General features: G+C 64.0%; 15 protein-coding genes. 6 read left to right on the top strand and 9 right to left on the bottom strand.

The genetic code is table 11. The annotated features are described in order from the left end of the window. The first annotated feature begins 49 nt into the window (after positions 1-49). The 6 genes from A8950_RS00780 (at position 50) to A8950_RS19330 (ending at position 8,515) form a co-directional block, all read left to right on the top strand. Complete coding sequence (locus tag A8950_RS00780; RefSeq protein WP_243735482.1) at positions 50-1,792, top strand: long-chain-fatty-acid--CoA ligase; 1,743 nt, start codon at positions 50-52, stop codon at positions 1,790-1,792. Then, positions 1,789-2,925, top strand: coding sequence for a thiolase family protein (locus tag A8950_RS00775; protein ID WP_133611572.1), 1,137 nt, complete (start codon positions 1,789-1,791; stop codon positions 2,923-2,925). The genes A8950_RS00780 and A8950_RS00775 overlap by 4 nt, the downstream gene beginning before the upstream one ends. Beyond that, the gene (locus A8950_RS00770) at positions 2,925-5,252 is read left to right on the top strand and encodes a 3-hydroxyacyl-CoA dehydrogenase/enoyl-CoA hydratase family protein (RefSeq protein ID WP_208109686.1); all 2,328 of its coding nucleotides are present in this window, start codon (positions 2,925-2,927) and stop codon (positions 5,250-5,252) included. Before A8950_RS00775 ends, A8950_RS00770 begins: the two co-directional genes overlap by 1 nt. A gap of 16 nt (positions 5,253-5,268) precedes the next feature. Then, complete coding sequence (locus A8950_RS00765; RefSeq protein WP_133611570.1) at positions 5,269-7,056, top strand: acyl-CoA dehydrogenase C-terminal domain-containing protein; 1,788 nt, start codon at positions 5,269-5,271, stop codon at positions 7,054-7,056. 179 nt (positions 7,057-7,235) lie between these two features. After that, the gene (locus tag A8950_RS00760) at positions 7,236-8,000 is read left to right on the top strand and encodes a hypothetical protein (protein WP_133611569.1); all 765 of its coding nucleotides are present in this window, start codon (positions 7,236-7,238) and stop codon (positions 7,998-8,000) included. Positions 8,001-8,359: 359 nt separating this feature from the next. After that, complete coding sequence (locus A8950_RS19330) at positions 8,360-8,515, top strand: hypothetical protein (RefSeq protein ID WP_166644924.1); 156 nt, start codon at positions 8,360-8,362, stop codon at positions 8,513-8,515. A 42-nt stretch (positions 8,516-8,557) separates the two neighbouring features. Here the strand turns inward: A8950_RS19330 and A8950_RS00755 are convergent, their stop codons facing one another. The 9 genes from A8950_RS00755 to A8950_RS00715 form a co-directional block, all read right to left on the bottom strand. Beyond that, the gene (locus tag A8950_RS00755) at positions 8,558-9,499 is read right to left on the bottom strand and encodes a hypothetical protein (RefSeq protein WP_133611568.1); all 942 of its coding nucleotides are present in this window, start codon (positions 9,497-9,499) and stop codon (positions 8,558-8,560) included. A gap of 118 nt (positions 9,500-9,617) precedes the next feature. After that, positions 9,618-10,955: an NAD(P)/FAD-dependent oxidoreductase gene (locus A8950_RS00750; protein ID WP_133611567.1), complete on the bottom strand. Its 1,338-nt coding sequence runs from the start codon at positions 10,953-10,955 to the stop codon at positions 9,618-9,620. A gap of 13 nt (positions 10,956-10,968) precedes the next feature. Beyond that, positions 10,969-12,480 carry an aldehyde dehydrogenase family protein gene (locus A8950_RS00745; protein WP_208109685.1) on the bottom strand — a complete coding sequence of 504 codons (1,512 nt, stop codon included), beginning with the start codon at positions 12,478-12,480 and terminating at the stop codon, positions 10,969-10,971. A gap of 125 nt (positions 12,481-12,605) precedes the next feature. Continuing rightward, complete coding sequence (locus A8950_RS00740; protein ID WP_133611566.1) at positions 12,606-12,950, bottom strand: cupin domain-containing protein; 345 nt, start codon at positions 12,948-12,950, stop codon at positions 12,606-12,608. Positions 12,951-12,965: 15 nt separating this feature from the next. Then, positions 12,966-13,349 carry a cupin domain-containing protein gene (locus A8950_RS00735; RefSeq protein ID WP_208109684.1) on the bottom strand — a complete coding sequence of 128 codons (384 nt, stop codon included), beginning with the start codon at positions 13,347-13,349 and terminating at the stop codon, positions 12,966-12,968. Beyond that, positions 13,346-14,638, bottom strand: a complete 1,293-nt coding sequence (locus A8950_RS00730; RefSeq protein WP_133611565.1) for a glycosyltransferase — start codon at positions 14,636-14,638, stop codon at positions 13,346-13,348. Before A8950_RS00730 ends, A8950_RS00735 begins: the two co-directional genes overlap by 4 nt. A gap of 23 nt (positions 14,639-14,661) precedes the next feature. Beyond that, entirely contained in the window at positions 14,662-15,723 is a 1,062-nt protein-coding gene (locus tag A8950_RS00725; RefSeq protein ID WP_133611564.1) for an ABC transporter ATP-binding protein, read from the bottom strand. Beyond that, positions 15,720-16,523: an ABC transporter permease gene (locus A8950_RS00720; RefSeq protein WP_133611563.1), complete on the bottom strand. Its 804-nt coding sequence runs from the start codon at positions 16,521-16,523 to the stop codon at positions 15,720-15,722. The genes A8950_RS00725 and A8950_RS00720 overlap by 4 nt, the downstream gene beginning before the upstream one ends. After that, a complete protein-coding gene (locus A8950_RS00715) occupies positions 16,520-17,377 on the bottom strand; it encodes an ABC transporter permease (protein WP_133611562.1) in 858 nt (285 codons plus the stop codon). Before A8950_RS00715 ends, A8950_RS00720 begins: the two co-directional genes overlap by 4 nt. Positions 17,378-17,421: the final 44 nt, after the last annotated feature.

Genomic DNA, 17,421 nt, shown 5'->3' with positions numbered 1-17,421 from the left:
GATCCTGAGTGGCATCCGCAGGCGATGGAATCCCCTGGGAAGGGAACCCATGGAGACAAGCGTGTCGGGGGTGGGGGAAGAGGCGCGCAAGCCGGGCGCAGGCATGCCCGTCTGGGCTTCGTCCTATCCGCCGGAGGTCGATTGGGCAGCACCCATCGCGGTGAAGCCGGTCCATGCGCTGCTCGACGACCAGGCGGCGGCCAACCCGCAGCTCGATTGCATCGACTTCCTCGACAAGCGCTACTCTTACGCCGAGGTGAAGGCGCTCTCCGACCGCATCGCCAAGGGGCTGCAGCTGCTGGGGCTGAAACCCGGCATGCATCTGGGTCTCTTCCTGCCGAACTGCCCCTATTTCGTCGCCTTCTATCACGGCGCCTTGAAGGCCGGGGCGACCCTGGTCAATTTCAACCCGCTCTATGCCGAGCCCGAGATCGAGCGGCAGATCAACGATGCCGAATGCGATTTCATGGTGACGCTGGATGTCGTCCAGCTGCTGCCCAAGCTCGATGCCGTGCTGCCGAAATGCCGGGTGAAGACGGTCATCGTCTGCCCGATGGCGGACCAGCTGCCCTTCCCGCAGAACCTGGTCTATCCCTTCGTCATGCGCGCGGCGCGTGCGCGCATGACGATCGACAGCCGCCACATAGCCCTGAAGGATCTGATCGACAATGACGGCGCCTATCAGCCGGTTGCGATCGATTGCAGCAAGGATGTGGCCCTGCTGCAATATACCGGCGGCACCACGGGCGTGCCGAAGGGCGCCATGCTCAGCCATGCCAATGTCTACAGCAACGCGATCCAGGCCGAGCGCTTCTTCCACACGGTCGAGCGGCCTGGAGCGAAGATGGTCGGCGTCCTGCCCCTTTTCCATGCCTTTGCCATGACCTGCGTCATGAACTTCACGCTGGCGGTCGGCGGCACCATGATCCTGGAGCCGAAGTTCGAGGTGCAGAAACTCCTGAAGCTGATCCACCGCAAGCGGCCCGCGGCCTTGGCCGGCGTGCCGACACTGTTCAACGCGCTCTTAAATGCGCCCAACATCGACGACTTCGACCTCACCTCTCTCAAATTCTGCATTTCCGGCGGCGCCGCCCTGCCGGCCGAGGTGCGCAAGTCCTTCGAGGCCCGTACCGGCACGCATCTGATCGAAGGTTACGGCCTGTCCGAAGCGTCGCCGGTCTGCTGCTGCAATCCCACCCATACCGGTGGCAAATCCGGCTCGATCGGCCTGCCATTCCCCTTGACCAGCTGCGAGATCGTCTCGCTGGATGACCCGCACCAGCTGGTGGCACCCGGCGAAAAGGGCGAGATCTGCTTCAGGGGGCCCCAGGTGATGCTGGGCTATTGGAAGCGCCCGGAAGCGACGGCCGAGGTGATCTATGACGGCCGCCTCCATACCGGCGATGTCGGCCATATCGACGAGGACGGCTATGTCTTCATCACCGACCGCCTCAAGGAAATGATCAATGCGTCGGGCTTCAAGGTCTATCCGCGCGTGATCGAGGAGGCGCTTTACGAACATCCGGCGGTCAAGGAATGCGCCGTGATCGGCGTCGACGATGCCTATCGCGGTCAGACGGTCAAGGCCTTCATCGTGCTGAAGGACAACCTGACGGCGACCGCCGAGGAGATCGATTCCTTCCTGGAGGATCGCCTGTCCAAGATCGAAAAGCCCCGGCTCTATGAATTCCGCGCCGATCTGCCCAAGAGCATCATCGGCAAGATCCTGAAAAAGGTCCTCGCTGACGAGGAAAAGGCGCGCGCCGAGCGCATCAAGGAGATTGAACCATGACCGATGTCGTCATCGCGGGCTATCAGCGCTCGCCCTTCCACTTCGCCAACAAGGGGGCGCTGGTCAAGGTGCGGCCCGACGATCTCTGCGCCGCCGTGGTCCGCAGCCTGGTCGAGCGGACAAGGGTGGTGACTTCGGATGTCGAAGACCTCGTCGTCGGCTGCGCCTTTCCGGAGGGCGAGCAGGGCTTCAACGTGGCGCGCCTCATCGGCCTCATCGCCGATCTGCCGCAATCGGTCGCCGGGGCCACGGTGAACCGGTTCTGCGGCTCCTCCATGCAGGCGATCCACTGGGCGGCGGGCTCGATCCGCATGGGTGCGGGCGAGGCCTTCCTCTGCGCCGGGATCGAGAGCATGACGCGCGTGCCGATGCTGGGGTTTAACCCGATGCCCAATCCGGCACTCAACGAGCGCCTGCCGGCCGCCTATATCTCGATGGGAACGACGGCCGAGAATGTCGCGAAGAAATACGGCATCAGCCGCGCGGACCAGGAGGCATTTGCGGTTTCGAGCCAGAAGAAGGCCGCAGCAGCCCGCGATGCCGGCAGGTTCAAGGACGAGATCGTGCCGATCCAGGCCGGCAAGGAAATGGTCAGCGAAGACGGCACCATCCGCGCCGACACGACAACCGAGGGGCTTGCCGGGTTGAAGCCCGCCTTCGACCAGGCGGGCTCGGTCACGGCCGGGACGTCCTCGCCGCTCACCGACGGCGCCGCCGCCTGCCTCATCACCTCGGCCGAATATGCGAAGGCGCATAAACTGCCGGTGCTGGCCAGGATCCGTGCGATTTCGGTTGCCGGCTGCGCACCGGAGATCATGGGAATCGGTCCGGTCGTGGCGACGCAGAGGGCATTGAAGCGCGCCGGCCTCACCATCAACGACATCGACATCATCGAGCTCAACGAGGCCTTCGCCTCGCAATCGATCGCCTGCATCCGCGATCTCAAGATCGACATGGCCAAGGTCAATCTGGATGGCGGCGCCATCGCGCTCGGCCATCCCCTGGGCGCCACCGGGGCCCGCATCACCGGCAAGGCGGCCGCACTTCTGAAGCGCGAAGGCAAGCAATTCGCGCTGGCCACCCAATGCATCGGCGGCGGCCAGGGCATCGCCACCATCCTGGAGGCCGTGTGATGGCCATCAGAAAAGCCTGCGTCATCGGCGCCGGCGTGATGGGGAGCGGCATCGCCGCCCAGATCGCCAATGCCGGTATCCCCGTCCTTCTCCTCGACATCGTGCCGAAGGAAGGCAATGACCGCAGCGCCATCGCCAGGGGCGCCATCGACAAACTGCTGAAGGCCGATCCCGCCCCGCTCATGTCGCGGGCGGCGGCAAGACTCATCACACCGGGCAATACCGAGGACGACCTCGACCAGCTCGGCGATGTCGACTGGATCGTCGAGGCGGTGATCGAGCGCCTCGACATCAAGCAGGCGCTCTACCAGAAGCTGGAGGGAAAGCGGCAGCAGGGCTCGATCCTCTCCTCCAATACCTCGACCATTCCGCTCTCTACCCTGATGCAGGGATTGCCGGAGAGCATCCAGGCCGATTTCTGCATTACCCATTTTTTCAACCCGCCGCGCTACATGCGCCTCCTCGAGATCGTCGGCGGGCCCAAGACACGCCCAGAGGTGCTCCGCGACATCGCCGATTTCGGCGACCGCATGCTGGGGAAGTGCATCGTCCGCGCCAAGGACACGCCGGGTTTCGTCGGCAATCGCATCGGTGTCTTCTGGATGCAGGCAGCCGTCACCGCCGCGCTCGATCTCGGCCTCACGATCGAGGAAGCCGATGCCATCATGGGCCGGCCGATCGGCGCGCCCAAGACCGGGCTCTTCGCGCTCCTCGACCTCGTCGGCCTCGATCTCATGCCCCATGTCGACAAGTCGATGGCCGGGCTCCTGCAGCCGGACGATCCCTATATGAAGATCCGGCGCGACTGGCCGCTGCTCCAGAAAATGATCGCCGACGGCTATACCGGGCGCAAGGGCAAGGGCGGGTTCTATCGCCTCAACACAGCGGGCGGCGGCAAGGTCAAGGAATCGATCGACCTCAAGACCGGCGCATATGCGCCCAGCGATCGCGCGCGACTTGATTCCGCCGATGCCGCCAAGGGCGGCCTCAAGGTCCTCGTCACACACAAGGACAAGGGCGGGCAATATGCCTGGAAGGTGCTGTCCGGCCTGCTCGCCTATGCCGCTTCGCTGGTGCCGGAAATCGCCGATGACGTGGTCGCCATCGATCAGGGCATGAAGTCCGGCTACAACTGGAAGCGCGGCCCGTTCGAGATGATCGACCAGATGGGTGCCGCCTGGTTCGCCGAGAAACTGACGGCCGAGAACCTGCCGGTGCCGGCCTTCCTCGAAACCGCCGCCAGGGCGGGCGGCTTCTACAAGGTCGAGGGCGGTCAGATTCACCACCTCAAGCCCGATGGCAGCTATACCCCGCTGTTGCGGCCAACGGGTGTGCTGCTGCTCTCCGACATCAAGCTCGGCAGCAAGCCGATCATGCGGAACGGCTCGGCCTCGCTCTGGGATATCGGCGACGGTGTCGCCTGCCTCGAGTTCCACAGCAAGATGAACGCGCTGGACCCCGACAGTCTCGCTCTGGTGAAGCAGGCGGTGGATCACGTGGCCAAGAAGATGAGGGCCCTCGTCATCCATAACGAGGGCGAGAATTTTTCGGTCGGGGCCAATATCGGCCTTGCCCTCTTTGCCGCCAATATCGCCATGTGGCCGATGATCGACGACATGATCGCGACCGGCCAGTCCGCCTACAAGGCGGTGAAGTTCGCACCCTTCCCCGTCGTCGGCGCGCCTTCCGGCATGGCGCTGGGCGGCGGCTGCGAAATCCTGCTGCATTGCGCCGCGATCCAGGCCCATGCCGAGACCTATATGGGTCTGGTCGAGGTCGGCGTCGGCCTGATCCCCGGCTGGGGCGGCTGCAAGGAGATGCTGCTGCGCTGGCAGCCGGGTGCGCGCGACCCCAAGGGGCCGATGCCGCCGGTGGCCCAGGCCTTCGAGGCCATTTCGCTGGCCAAGATCGCCAAATCCGCCCATGAGGCCAAGGAGCTGCGCTTCCTGCGGGCGGATGATGCCGTCACCATGAATCGCGACCGGCTGCTCTACGACGCCAAGCAGAAGGCGCTCAAACTGCTGGAAGCCGGCTACCAGCCGCCGGCACCGCAGGAATTGCGCCTGCCGGGACCCACCGGCCGCGTCGCGCTCAATCTCGCGGTCGAAGGCTTCGCCCTGCAGGGGAAGGCGCTGCCCCATGACGTCACGGTCTCCGACGCACTCGCCGAAGTGCTCTCCGGCGGCAAGACGGATTTCACCGAAACCGTGACCGAGGACCAGATATCGAAGCTGGAGAAGAAGGCCTTCATGTCGCTGCTGAGGACCGGCCCGACGCTGGCGCGCATGGAACACATGCTGACCACCGGCAAGCCGCTCAGGAACTAGGCAAGGGAGACGATCGATGCCAGCCTATAAAGCACCCTTGCGCGAGATCCGTTTCGTGCTCAACGAATTGCTCGAGGCCGAGAAGCTGCCCGAGCTGGTCCCGGATTTCGCCGATGCGACCGGCGACACGGTGGAGGCGATCCTCGAAGAGGCCGGCAAGTTCTGCGAGGAGGTGCTGCAGCCCCTCAATCATCCCGGCGACGAGGAAGGCTGCCATTTCGACAACGGCACCGTCACCACGCCGAAGGGCTTCAGGGAAGCCTATGCCACCTTCATCGAGGGCGGCTGGACCAGCCTGCCCTGCGATCCCGCCTATGGCGGTCAGGGCCTGCCGAAGCTGATCAATTTCGCGGTCGAGGAGATGATCTGCTCGGCCAATCTTTCCTTCGGCATGTATCCCGGCCTTTCCAACGGCAATTACAACGCCATTCACGCCCACGGCTCCGACGAGCAGAAGGCGCTCTATCTGCCGAAACTGGTCGATGGCAGCTGGACCGGCACGATGTGCCTGACCGAGCCGCATTGCGGTACCGATCTCGGCCTCTGCAAGACAAGGGCCGAGGCCAATCCTGACGGCTCCTACAGGCTCTACGGCACCAAGATCTTCATCTCGGCCGGCGAGCATGATTTCACCGAGAACATCATTCACCTGGTGTTGGCGCGCCTCCCTGACGCGCCGGCCGGCATTCGCGGCATCTCGCTCTTCGTCTGTCCGAAATTCATCCCCGATGCGGATGGCAAGCCGGGGACCCGCAATCCCGTGGTCTGCGGCTCGATCGAGAAGAAGATGGGGATCAAGGCGTCCTCCACCTGCGTCATGAATTTCGATGGTGCGCAGGCCTGGCTGGTGGGGAAGCCGCACAAGGGCATGTCGGCGATGTTCACCATGATGAACACGGCGCGCCTGGCTGTCGGCATGCAGGGGCTTGGCATCGCCGAGGCCGCCTATCAGGGAGCCGTGACTTACGCCCGCGACCGGTTGCAGATGCGCGCATTGACCGGCGCCAAGTTCCCGGAGAAGCCGGCCGACCCCATCATCGTGCATCCGGACGTGCGCCGCATGCTGCTGACCATGCGCAGCATCACCGAGGGCTGCCGGGCGCTGGCCTACTGGATCGGCTATCACCTCGACCTCTCGCAGCATCATCCCGATATCGAGAAGCGCCAGGAATCCGACGACCTCGTCGCCCTGATGACGCCGATCGTCAAGGCCTTCCTGACCGATCACGGTTTCCATGCCGCCAATCTGGGTGTCCAGGTCTATGGCGGCCACGGCTATATCCGCGAATGGGGCATGGAGCAGTTGGTGCGCGATGCGCGCATCACCCAGATCTACGAGGGCACCAACGGCATCCAGGCGCTCGACCTGGTCGGTCGTAAGCTGCCGACCGGCACCGGCCGCCTCGCCCGGCGCTTCTTTCATCCCGTTGCCGACTACATCGAGCAGACCAGCGAGAAGCCCGAGATGGCGGAATACGTCCTGCCGCTGGCCAAGGCCTTCGCCAAGCTGCAGCAGGCGACCGCCTGGATCGCGCAGGCCGGGCTTGCCAACCCGAACGAGGCGGGGGCGGCGGCGACCGACTACCAGCGCCTCTTCGCGCTGACCGCCCTCGGCTTCATGTGGTGCCGCATGGTGGAGATCGCCCTCGCCAGGAAGGATGACGATCGCGACGGCTTCTATGCCGCCAAGGTGCAATCGGCGCGCTTCTACATGGCGCGCATCCTGCCCGAGACCAATTCCCTCTTCACCATCCTGATGGCCGGGTCGGACTCGCTGATGGCCATGCCGGCGGAATCTTTTTGATCCCGTTTTCCGATACGTGGCGAACGAACTTCATATGGCGTCACAGGTATTTCACAGGCTGCGAGATTAATCTCACAACGGAACCGTCGCATTTTACGCGCATTCTGACTGCGTGAGTTGCATCGAGTCGGGCGGCACAAGTCCACCCGATTCCGGCAACGGGAACACGGGGACGGAACATGCCAACCTGCTTCGAGGCCAATCGCCCGGCGGCACCCGCCACCGGCGCCGGTGTAATTGTCGCCCTGCTGCTGGCAGCAGGCGTTGCGCACGCGGATTCGAGTGCCGATTCACGGGTTCCCGTCCAGCTTGGCTATCCGCTTGGTATCTCGCTGGAGGAGTTCTCCAGCATGCCGTTGCCCTTCGAGGGCCTGCCCAAGGGCGCGACGGTCAAATGCGGCGACGACCCTGAATTGCGCCAGCGCATGGTGGGTTACGTGGCCGACAACGAGGCCCGCTACGAGCGGGTCGGCGTCAAGACCTGCCGCGTCGTGGCGCCGGATCCCGCCAATCTTTCCTGGTGGCGGCCGGTCGAGGTCGAGGTCGACGGCGTCATGACCCGCATCCGCTTCGATTTCATGGAAGTCTCGGGTGATGACGGTTTCGACGAGACCGGCTTCGGCGAGGCACTCTATGGCGGCAACGACCTTGCCGAAAGCGGCACGTCCTACGAACTCGTCTCCGCCCGCCTGACACCGGTGAAGACCAAGGAGGGCTACAAGCTGCTGGCCGGGCTCAACCGCCGCCTCGGCAGCCCGCAGGTGGTGAAGGACAAGGTGGAGCTGGCGCCCGGCATCTCGTCGACGATGCCGGTCCATACCTGGAAATCAGGCCCGGTCAGTGTCGCCGCCTGGGATCCCAGCGAGCTCGGGCACTACGATCTTGTCTTCACGCTGACCGCCGCAAAGGCGGATTTGCAGACCCGCCTCGACCATATCGAGTGAAAAGTCGCGCCGTTTCAGTCGCTTGGCTGAAATATGGAAAGATCGCGGCATTGTGACCCCGATCACTGAAATCTGGCGCAGGGATGCCTAGATTAGAAGCGTCGGCGGATGGGTTTCCCTCCCTCCCCGCCGGGAGTTTCCCTAGGTTTGCGATTGAAACTTGGCTTTGCGAAAAGCACAGGGCGATGGCGGAAGACGGGCCGAACCGACCCGCGCCGCCAGCCCCGCCGGCGGGCTTACCGCCCCCCAAACTGCCCGCCGGTGATTTTCTTTTCTTCCGGTTTTCCCTGGGTCTGCGCGTCATGGAAGCGTCATCTCGACGCCATTTTTTCGACCCGCATTCCAGGTATGGGTGAATCATGAACGTCACCGCCAAACGCAACGACATCTTCGCCTGGCCGGTCGTGATCGGAATTCGCGGCTGGTTCGGGCGGCCGCTGGCCCAGATTCGTTGCGGCCTCCGCGCCCTGCGCGTACCCAATCACCTGCGTCCGCAACCCGCCAACGATTGCTGATTGCCGCCGCCGCGGCCCGCAGGCGGATTCCCTCCCGGACTTCTATTGTGGCTGTTCCAGCGGCGTCTCGACCAGGCGATAGCCGGCCGGCAGTTTCGCCCCGGCGATATCCAGCCGGTCGGCATTCACGGGGATCTCGATCATCGTCGCGTCATCTAGGCTGAGGCGGTAGGTGATGCCGTCGAAAATTTCGGCTCCGCTGCCGCTGCGTTCGATGAAAAGACGGTCGCTCGCCTCGCCCTGTCCGGGTCCCGTCAGTGCTGCCTTGGGCAGCCAGTCCAATTCGCGGCCGGCATCGAACACCGCTTGCGGCGCCACCAGCGCCACGCGCTGCAACGGCCTGTCGCGCCGCGCATAGGAAATGATCGCGGCACCGTTCTCGACATCGCCGAAAAGAAGGCTGTCCAACGGCGTCGGCACCAGGTGATAGGCGAGGATACGCTCGTTCTCGAGCCCGCCGCGCGCACCTATGGTTACCCAGTCGCCCGCTTGGCCCGGTCCGTTGGCATTGAATAGATATCGGCCGGTTTCCAGGCTGAAGATGGAATCGGTACCGCCCTCGGCACAACAGCCGTAATGGCTGATCGTCAGATAGGGGCCATCGACCCTGACCGCATCGCCCGGCGATTCGATGGTAAAGCTGGCCCCGCCCTTGCCCGCGGCCGAGAGCGGATAGGCCGTCACCTTGACCCCGCCTGCGCCGAACTGGCGCTCGATCTCGGTGCCTTCGACCAGCTCGGCCCGGTGTTCGATTGCCAGCAGCTGGTGCTGGACCGCTTGGCGGTCGGCCAGGGTGGCAAGCAGGTTGGTCTCGAACCGGCGCGTGGTGTTGACGATTCGCATCTGGCCGTCCGGCATCGCCTCGATGCGGATCTCCGACGGCGCCTGTTCCAGCACCAGATCCTCGGCTGTAGCTGGCTGGGCGAGAAGAGCCGGCAAGACGGTCGGCAGTGCAGCCAGGATGGAAAGCGGAATTGAGCGCATGATCCCCTCGTTGCAGGTGTGATGCGATGGCGCGCCAGTCCCTGCGCCGAAACTCGCATGCCTTGGTCGCGCTAGCGGGCCGCCTGGTTCGCTCCGGACAGGTGACGCGCGTCGCGTTCTAGCTCAGGCTGTCCCTGATGCCATAGGCGACATAGGCGCCGCGCAGATAGAGCGGGCGCAGGAAGGCGAGCGGGAAACGCGGCGGCGGGCGGCGGATGAAATTAGGCCTCTCGTCGACGCCCCCCACCATGGCCCGCGCCGCCGCGCGGCCCGACCAGGTCCCCATGGCGACGCCGTTGCCGTGATAGCACATGGCAAAATAGACACCAGGCTGGTCGTCCCAGCTGCCTACATGCGGCACCAAATCCTGGGCGAGGCAGAGCAGGCCCGACCAGCGATGCGTCACCTCGACATGGCGCCATTCCGGGTAATAGGCGCGGAAATCCGCTTCGATCCGATCCTGCTGGGCGCGCAACTTCCCGGGTTCGGCGGAAAGCCCGCCGCGGCCGCCGAACATCATGCGCCCGTCCGGCAGCAGGCGGAAGTAATGCAGCAGATAGCGGATGTCATAGACCGGCGTGGTGTTGGTCCAGCCCTGCGCCTTCTGCTCGGCCTCCGTAATCGGCCGCGTCACAACGATCGAGGAGAGGGCCGGCAGGACGCGTCCGCCATAATCATTGTGCAAATCCTCCGGCGTATAGCCGGCGGTGGCGATCAGGACCTTGTCGGCGCGCACCCGGCCGCGCTGGGTGGTGAGGACATGCTTGCCGCCCTCGCGCGACCAGTGGATCACCTCGGCATTGCCGAAGATGCGCGCACCCGCCCTTGCGGTCGCGGCGGCAAGCCCGGTCACGTATTTCCAGGGGTTGAGGCCGAAACCGACCGGATTGGCGACACCGGCATAGAGCCCCGGCGAATTGAGGCCCTGGGCGACTAGGTCTTCCTTGCTCATGAATTTCTCGGTGGCACCGAAGGTCCTGGCCATGTAGTCGGCTTCTTCGCGCAGGGCGTCCACCAGGTTCGGCTTGTGGGCGAGCGAAACCTCGCCATGGCCGGTCTTGTCGACATCGATGCCTTCGCGGTCGATGATCTCGGCGACGAGGCCGACCGATTCGCGCTGGCTGCGCCAGAAGCTACGCGCCTCCTCGAGGCCGAACTTCGCCGCCATCTTGTTCCAGGGCATCTTCGACGAGCCCATGCAGCAGAAGCCGCCATTGCGCCCCGATCCACCCCAGCCGGGATAGGCGCGTTCCAGCACCACCGCCTGGATATCGTGGTCGCGCGCCAGGTGATAGGCGGCGGATAGGCCGGTATAGCCGCCGCCGATGATGGCGATTTCGGTGTCGATCTCTCCTTCCAGCGTCGGATAGGCGGGGACATCCGTCTTGGTATCGCGCCACCAGCTCGGCACCGGGATCGCGGGATCAAGGGCGGTCGCATGATAAAGATGCTGCATGGTCGAAACCTCGTTACTCCCAGCGGCCGCCGCGCTCGCGATAGAAGGAATCGGAATAGGGGTACCACCAGGACTGCAATTCGGCCTTCGGGTCCAGCATCACCATCTTCGACTGGCGGAAGGCGTTGAGGCCGAGGCGGCTGAGCGCGCGGCCCAGGCCGGAGAGCTTCCAGCCGCCGAAGGGCAGTGCGTCATTGTCGCCCAGTACATTGTTGACCCATACCATGCCGGCTTCAAGCCGGTCCACGGCCGCCATCGCCTCGTCAAGCTTCGAGGTGAATATGGCAGCCCCCAGGCCGAATTTCGAGCTGTTGGCGAGAGTGACGGCTTCCTCGAAGTTCCGGATGCGGATGATGGGCGCCACCGGGCCGAACATCTCGGCACGCATCAGGTCCATCTCCGGCGTCACACCGGTGAGGATCGTGGGCTCGTAGAACCAGCCGGTATTGTGGTCGGGCGGCACGCGGCCGCCGCAGGCGATCCTGGCGCCTTGCGCCACCGCCGCATCCACGAGGCGCATCACCTTGGCGCGTGCCGCTTCCGAGACCAGCGGCCCGATCTCGACATTCTTGAGGCCGTTGCCGATGCGCAGCCGCCTGGTCCTTGCCACCATGGAATCGACGAAGGCGTCATGCACCTTCTCATGGACGAAAATGCGCTCGGTCGAGGTGCAGATCTGGCCGGAAAGATGGAAGGCGCCGGTGACGGCCGCCGCCGCCGCCACTTCCGGATCAGCCGAATCCATCACGATCATGGGGTCGGATCCGCCCGCCTCGATGACACAGGGTTTCAGATGCCGCGCACAGGCGGCAGCCACGTCGCGCCCCGCTTCGACCGAGCCGGTGAAGGCGATGGCGCCGATGCGCCCGTCATTGATGAGGGCTTGCGCGGTATCGATGCCGCCGGTCACACAAGCGACGAGGCCCGCCGGCAGCGCCTTGAAATGTTCCATGAAGGCAAGGGTCGAGAGCGACGTCGCCGGCGCCGGCTTGATGACGACGGCATTTCCGGCGGCGAGCGACGCCGCCACCGTGAAGGCCATCAGGATGATCGGAAAGTTGTAGGGCACGATATGCCCGGTGACGCCATAGGGGTACCAGCGCGCATATTGCAGCGAGCCCGGCGAGGTGGGCGCCGCGACGAAGCCGCCATCCTCCCGCGCCAGTTCCGCAAAATAGCGGAAGATCGGCGCCACGTTCATGAGTTCGCCGGTCGATTCGGTGAAGGGCTTGCCCATCTCCCGCGTCATCAGCTCGGCCGCCGCGCCGGTGACCGCGCGCTCCATCGCATCGGCGAGACGATGCAGCGCCGTCGCCCGAGACTTGCCGTCGAGGGCGGCCCAATCCTTCTGCGCCAGCAGCGCCTTCTCCAGCACGCCGTCGAGGACCGAGGGTGCGCATTGCGCGACCCGTCCGACCACGGAAAGATCGGCCGGATTCTTCACCTCGGCCAGGGTTGCGCCTGCCGGCATGATGTAATCGTTGCCGACGAAGATCTGGCCGAGATTGGGGTCGAAGGCGGGCATAACGAGACTCGCTGTTTGACGCCGTCATCCCCGGGCGAAGACCCGGGGATCCACTGGTGCAGTTGATAGAGTGGATGCCCGGATCAAATCCGGGCATGACGCAATTGGTAGAACGAGGGTGACAATCACCGAATCATGTAAACCTTGCGCACGGTCTCGTGCACGCGGCAGGTACCCTTCCAGTCCTTGGGGAAGAAGGCGATGGTGTCGGGATAGATCTCGATCACCTCACCGCTTTCATGGGTGTAGGTGCAGCGTCCCAGCATGAAATGGCAGAACTCGTCGCGGGTCACGTGGCAGTTCCAGAAACCCGGCGTGCAGACCCAGATGCCGGTCTCGTTCTCGCCATTGGGCCCCTTGTGCAGCAGCACCCCCGAGGTCATCGACTGGCCTTCGATCATGGTCGGAATCGGCCCCCAATCCTTGAGCTCGGCGACCGATTTCGGGTTGTAGAGGACAGGTGTGGTCATGATGTTTCGCTACTCCTATCGCAGCATGTAGACATTGCGCAGGGTCTCGTGGACCGTGCAGATGCCGGCCCAACCGGCGGGAAAGTGGACGCAGGTGCCGGGCGTTACCTCGATCACCTCGCCATCGTCCTTCACATAGGTGGCGCGGCCGGCGATGAAGTGGCAGAACTCGTCGCGCGGAATGGCGAGCGGCCATTTCCCCGGTGTCACCACCCAGAGCCCCGTCTCCGGCGAATTGCCGCCGACGGACGGGTCCGGTCGCTTGAAGAGCAGGCGGCCGGAAGAATGCGACCGCCCCTCCATGCAATCCGGCTGCTCGCCCCAATCGACGAGATCGTCATAGCCCGTGGCGTCGTAGATATGCGGCGCCGAGGAATCGAGCTTGGCCTTGTTGCTCACGGCTTGAAGCCCCCCGTGGTCGCGATCTCGGCCAGGATATTGGCGGCCTTCTCGGTGCCCTTGGCGGCCTGCATGTGCTTGGCCACCTCGTTGAGGCGCTGCTTCATCGCCCGGTCGTTGAGCAGGCGGTCGATGGTGGCGGCAAGCTCGCCTTCTGTCCAGGTATAGCGCGGCAACTGCTCGCCATAGCCGGTGTCATGGATACGCGCGGCATTGTCGAGGCCGTCCCAGCAGAACGGCATGATGATCGCCGGCTTGCCGAAATAGAGCGCCTCGTTGAAGCTGTTGTTGCCGCCGTGATGGATGAAGAGATCCACATGCGGAATGACCGCCGGCTGCGGATACCAGCTTTCCAGATGAACGTTGCCGGGAACGTCGGAATATTCGCCGATGTAATCGCCGACATTCATGAGGAAGCGATAGGGCAGCTTGGCGAAGGCCTTGATCAGGTTCTTGTAGAGATCGATATCCGCGGCACCCAGCGAACCGTAGGAGACATAGATCAGCGGCTTGTCGTTGTGGACCTTGAATTCCGGCACGGTATAGGTGCCCTCGTCGCGGACACAGCCCTCGAGATACTGGAATTGTTTCGGATCCAGCGGATGCCGGCGCTTGAAGGCGAGCGGCTTCGGATAGAGCAGCAAATTCATGGTGGGGCTTGCCTCGAAGAACTGGCCCAGCGGATAGGGCTTCTCGCCTTGGCGCACCATGAATTCGGTAAAGCGGTCATGCGTCGGCTTGACCAGTTCCAGGAACCGGTCGTCGAACTTCTTGAAGCCCTCCTTGTCATTCTCGTGGCAGCCGGAGAGATGCGGCGGGATGTCGGGGTCCGGAATCTCGTTCTCGGAACAGGAGATGATGCGCACCCAGGGACAGCCGGCCTTCTTGATGGCCGGGAACAGGATCACGTTGTCGACTGCCACCAGATCCGGCTTGATGCGGTCGAGATGCGCCTTCAGCCCCTCTTCCGCAATGATCGCGGAATCGACGATCGCCTCCCACACCGGGATGACATAGGTCGGCAGCTGGTCAATCGGCGAGAGGCGGAAATGCGGCTGCTTCTCGGCGATGAAGTTGGCCCAGAACTTGGCGATCTCCTCATCCGACATGCCGCCTGACATGTCGACCAGGTTCTCCTCGAAGCCGTATTTCTCGAAGACGCCCTTGAAACCCTTGTCACAGATGAAGACCGGGTTGTGGCCCATGGCCTTGAGGCGCTGCGCGATGCCGACGCAATTGAGCGCCGGGCCGAAGGCCGCCTCCGGAAACAGGACGATGGTTTTTCCCATGGTTTTTCTCCCTTACGCGAATGCTATTCCGACAAGACAAGGCTGTGCTCGGCCGGCCAGCGGCACCACAGATCGAGCCCCTGGCGCAGCCGTGTGCTGAGCGGATTGGCGGCCGGCACCCGTGCCACCAGCGGCTGCGCGCGGCCGGCAATGCTGAGGTGCAGGATGAGATCCTGGCCGAGATAGGCAAGTCCCGAGACGTGCGCGGCGATCGCACCTGACACAGCGCCGTCCAGGAGCTCGACGCGCTCCGGCCGAATGGCAAGCTCGGCACGCGTACCGATGGCGTGATCGGCGAGATTGACGGCGCCGAAGCAGCCGAGGCCCGGAATTTCCAGCCCGGCCGCCGTTACCTCGCCCGCCAGGAAATTCATCTGGCCGATGAAATCGGCGACGAAGCGCGAACTCGGCCGCTCATAGAGGGCGCGCGGCGCGTCGAGCTGGGCAACACGACCCGCCTTCAGCAGCGCAATGCGGTCGGCCATGGTGAGGGCCTCTTCCTGGTCGTGGGTGACCACCAGGAAGGCGATGCCGGTTTCCTGCTGCAGGCGCTTCAACTCGATCTGCATCTGCTCGCGCAGCTTCTTGTCGAGCGCGCCCAGCGGTTCGTCGAGCAGCAGCAATTGCGGCCGCTTGACCAGGGCGCGGGCCAGCGCCACGCGCTGCTTCTGCCCGCCCGACAACTGTGCCGGCTTGCGCTTGGCCAACGGCGACAACTGGACGAGATCGAGGGCTTCGGCGACGCGCCGATCCAGTTCGGCGCCGCGCATGCCTTCCATCTCGAGGCCATAGGCGACATTGCCGGCGACCGTCATATGGGGAAAGAGCGCATAGGACTGGAACATCAGATTGATCGGCCGTTTGTTGGCCTTCACCCCGGTGATGTCCTGCCCGGCAAGGATGATGCGGCCCTGATCCGGCATCTCGAAGCCGGCGATCATGCGCAGCAATGTGGTCTTGCCACAGCCGGACGGCCCCAGCAGGGCGAAGAACTCGTTGGCGCCGATGGTAAGGTCGATATTGTCGACCGCCTTCACCGGGCCGAAACTCTTGGAAACGCCTGCGACCTCGAGAAGCGCACTCATGGCTTCGCCCCCTGCGCCGGTTCCTCGCGCGTCAGGCGCTGCGACAAGAAGATGAGGAAGAATGAGACGAGTAGCACGATGGTCGCCACCGCATTGACGTCGGGCGTCACGCCGAACCGGATCATGGCATAGATCTGCATGGGAAAGGTGATGGAGGAGGAGGATGGGCCCGCCGTGAAATAGGCGATGATGAACTCGTCGAAGGAAAGCGTGAAGCCGAGCAAGGCCGCAGCGATGACACCGGGCGCGATCACCGGCAGGGTGACGCGACGGAAGGTGGTGATTTCCGAAGCGCCGAGATCGATCGAGGCTTCGATGATCGAGCGGTCGAAATGCTTGAAGCGCGTCCTGACCACGACGCAGACGAAGGAAATCATGAAGGCGGTGTGGCTCAAGATCACCGAATGCGCGCCCAGCGTCAGCTTGATCAGCGAATAGAAGGAAAGCAGCGAGATCGCCATGACGATGTCGGGAATGATCATCGGCGCCGAGATCAGCGCCTCGGTCGCGACTCGCGGCCGCCGCTCCTCCAGCCCCATGGCCAGCAGCGTGCCGATGACGACGGAGATCGCCGTCGCCACGGCAGCGATGAAGAGCGAATTGCCGACCGCCGAGAGGATCTTCTGGTTGGCGAGCAGCTTGCCGTACCACTCGACCGAGAAGCCGGTCCAGACGGTGGGGAGACCCGCCTTGTTGAAGGAGAGCGCCACCAGCACCAGGATCGGCGCATAGAGAAAGACATAGACCAGCGCCAGATGTGCGCTGAGCCAGCGGCGGATCGTCATTGCCCGGAACATCATTGTCCGGCCTCCCCGTCTTCGCGGGAGCGGCGGTTGACGATGATCGCCTGGGCGGTCAGCAGCGCCATCATGATGAAGACGACGATGGCGGCGATGGCCGAACCGAAGGGCCAGTCGCGCGCGGTCAGGAACTGGTCGTAGATGAGATTGCCCAGCATGGTGCGCTTGCCGCCACCCAGCAGATCTGGAGTGACGAAATTGCCGACCGAGAGCACGAAGACAAAGACCGAGCCGGCGGCGATGCCGGGAAGCGTGAGCGGCAGGGTGACGCGGCGGAAGGTGGTAAAGGCGGAGGCACCGAGATCGGTCGAAGCCTCGCGCAGATCCGGCCCCAGCTTCGAGATCGAACTGAAGAGGGCCAAGATCATGAACGGCATGTAGCCGTAGGTGAGGCCGATGATGATGGCGAAATCGTTGTAGAGCAGCGGCAAAGGTGCGTCTATGAGGCCAGCCCCGATCAGCACGCGGTTGATGAGGCCTTCGTTGTTCAGCATCACCATCCAGGCATAGGTGCGGATGAGGTAGTTGCTCCAGAGCGGCAGCATGACGAGGATCAGGCAGGCCAGCTGCCGGCGGGGGTTCATCTGGGCGATGCAATAGGCGGCGGGATAGCCGACCAGCAGCGAGATCAGCGTCGTGATTCCGGCCACCTGGGCCGAGTTCCAGAACACGGCGGCATAGAGCGGGTCGGCGGCGCGGGCGTAATTCTCCAGGGTGAAGATATAGTCGATGCCGCCATAGACACCGCGCTCGAAAAAGGAATTGCCGAGGATCAGCAGGCAGGGAATCACCAGCAGGGCGACGATCCAGGCAATGCCCGGCCCGGTCAGCACGATGCGGCGCGATAAGACCATGATGATCCCAGGTTCAGGAACGGAAAATGGCGGGGCCCCGTGCG

Origin of the sequence: Dongia mobilis (assembly GCF_004363235.1) — a bacterium.
Classification (GTDB): Bacteria; Pseudomonadota; Alphaproteobacteria; order Dongiales; family Dongiaceae; genus Dongia; species Dongia mobilis.
This window is presented reverse-complemented; position numbering and strand designations above follow the sequence as displayed.